Below are 2,734 nucleotides of genomic sequence, written 5' to 3' on the forward strand. Positions count from 1 at the left end.
ATGTGAATCCATAGCATGCGGAAGGGAACCCGGTGAACTGAAACATCTAAGTAGCCGGAGGAAGAGAAAGAAACATCGATTCCGGGAGTAGCGGCGAGCGAAACCGGAAGAGCCCAAACCGAAGCGCGTGCGTTTCGGGGTTCGGACCGCATAATTGATTCTGTAAGTCCAGCAGAACTGTTTTGGGAAAGCAGGCCAGAGAGGGTGAAAGCCCCGTAAGCGAAGGATGAGCAGACATGGCGGTATCCAGAGTAGGACGAGACACGAGAAACCTTGTCTGAAAGAGCGGAGACCACTCCGTAAGGCTAAATACTACTTGGTGACCGATAGAGCATAGTACTGTGAAGGAAAGGTGAAAAGGACCCCGGGAGGGGAGTGAAAGAGAACCTGAAACCCTGTGTTTACAAGCTGTGGAAGGCCGCAAGGCCAACCGCGTACTTTTTGTAGAACGGTCCGGCGAGTTACGCGGACTGGCAAGGTTAAGGCAGGAAATGCCGGAGCCGAAGGGAAACCGAGTCTTAATAGGGCGTAAAGTCAGTTAGTGTAGACCCGAAACCGGGTGACCTACCCATGTCCAGGATGAAGCCGCTGTAAAAGGTGGTGGAGGTCCGAACGCACATCCGTTGAAAAGGGTGGCGATGAGGTGTGGGTAGGGGAGAAATTCCAATCGAACCCGGAGATAGCTGGTTCTCCTCGAAATAGCTTTAGGGCTAGCCTCGGTGTAGTCTTGCGGAGGTAGAGCACTGAATTTCCGCGGGAGCGTCAAAGCTTACCAAAGAATATCAAACTCCGAATGCCGCGTAGATGGTCACCGGGAGTCAGACTGTACGAGATAAGTTGGATGGTCAAAAGGGAAAGAGCCCGGACCACCGGCTAAGGTCCCAAAGTGTGTGTTAAGTGGTAAAGGATGTGGGATTTCAAAGACAACCAGGATGTTGGCTCAGAAGCAGCCATTCATTCAAAGAGTGCGTAACAGCTCACTGGTCGAGAGGTCCTGCGCCGAAAATGTACCGGGGCTAAAACACACCACCGAAGCCGTGGAATGGCATAGCCATTGGTAGAGGAGCATTCATGATACGGCGAAGCATGAACGTAAGGACATGTGGAGGAACATGAAGAGAGAATGCCGGAATGAGTAGCGAGAGTGAGGTGTGAATCCTCACGGCCGAATATCTGAGGTTTCCAGGGTAAAGCTGATCTGCCCTGGGTAAGTCGGGACCTAAGGCGAGGCCGGAAGGCGTAGTCGATGGAAAGCAGGTAAAAGATTCCTGCACCCTGTATGGACAGAACTGTGGGGACGCAGAAGGAGAGCGCGAGCCGGGAATGGAAAGACCGGTGCAAGCGAGGTAGGAGTTAATCAAGTAAATCTGATTAGCAATCCGAATACGTGATGCGGAGCGAACTAAAAGTAGCGAAGCGCGTGAGCCGGCTGCCGAGAAAAGCCGCTATTGTTTCATATGGGCCCGTACCGTAAACCGACACAGGTAGATGAGGAGAGAATCCTAAGGCCGACGGAAGAAGCATTGTTAAGGAATTCGGCAAAATGACCCCGTAACTTCGGGATAAGGGGTGCCCTCTGAAAGGAGGGCCGCAGAGAATAGGCTCAAGCAACTGTTTAGCAAAAACACAGGTCTATGCGAAACCGAAAGGTGAAGTATATGGGCTGACGCCTGCCCGGTGCTGGAAGGTTAAGAGGAGAGGTTAGCGCAAGCGAAGCTTTGAATTCAAGCCCCAGTAAACGGCGGCCGTAACTATAACGGTCCTAAGGTAGCGAAATTCCTTGTCGGGTAAGTTCCGACCCGCACGAAAGGCGTAATGATTTGAGCACTGTCTCGACAATGCATCCGGTGAAATTGAAGTACCAGTGAAGATGCTGGTTACCCGCGCCAGGACGGAAAGACCCCATGGAGCTTTACTCCAGTCTGGTACTGGGATTCGGTAATGCATGCACAGGATAGGTGGGAGGCTAAGAAGTAAGGGCCTAGGCCTTTATGGAGCCGCTGTTGGGATACCACCCCTGCATTACTGGGTTTCTAACCAGCCGCCGTGATCCGGCGGTGGGACAATGCCAGGCGGGGAGTTTGACTGGGGCGGTCGCCTCCGAAAGAGTATCGGAGGCGCTCAAAGCTTGCCTCAGGATGGTCGGAAACCATCTGAAGAGTGCAAAGGCAGAAGGCAGGCTGACTGCGACACCGACGGGTGGAGCAGGTGCGAAAGCAGGACTTAGTGATCCGGTGGTATAAAGTGGGATTGCCATCGCTCAACGGACAAAAGCTACCCTGGGGATAACAGGCTTATCACTCCCAAGAGTTCACATCGACGGAGTGGTTTGGCACCTCGATGTCGGCTCATCGCATCCTGGAGCTGTAGCAGGTTCCAAGGGTTGGGCTGTTCGCCCATTAAAGCGGTACGCGAGCTGGGTTCAGAACGTCGTGAGACAGTTCGGTCCCTATCCGGCGCGGGCGGAGGATATTTGAGGGGAGCTGACCCTAGTACGAGAGGACCGGGTTGGACGGACTTCGGGTGTACCGGTTGGATACCAGATCCATCGCCGGGTAGCCTTGTCCGGATGGGATAAACGCTGAAGGCATCTAAGCGTGAAGCCCACCCCGAGATGAGATATCCCGTCCATTAAGGACATAAGATCCCTTGTAGACGACGAGGTAGATAGGGCAGAGGTGTAAGCATGGCAACATGTTCAGCTGACTGTCACTAATAGATCGAAGGCTTGATC

At 53.4% G+C, this 2,734-nt stretch carries 1 rRNA gene; it reads left to right on the top strand.

Going from position 1 to position 2,734, the window contains the following annotated elements:
- Positions 1-2,734 (top strand): 23S ribosomal RNA (locus ACTNCK_RS11550); the annotation flags it as partial.

Origin of the sequence: Candidatus Weimeria sp. HCP3S3_B5, from assembly GCF_052064335.1 — a bacterium.
Lineage (GTDB): Bacteria > Bacillota > Clostridia > Lachnospirales > Lachnospiraceae > Weimeria.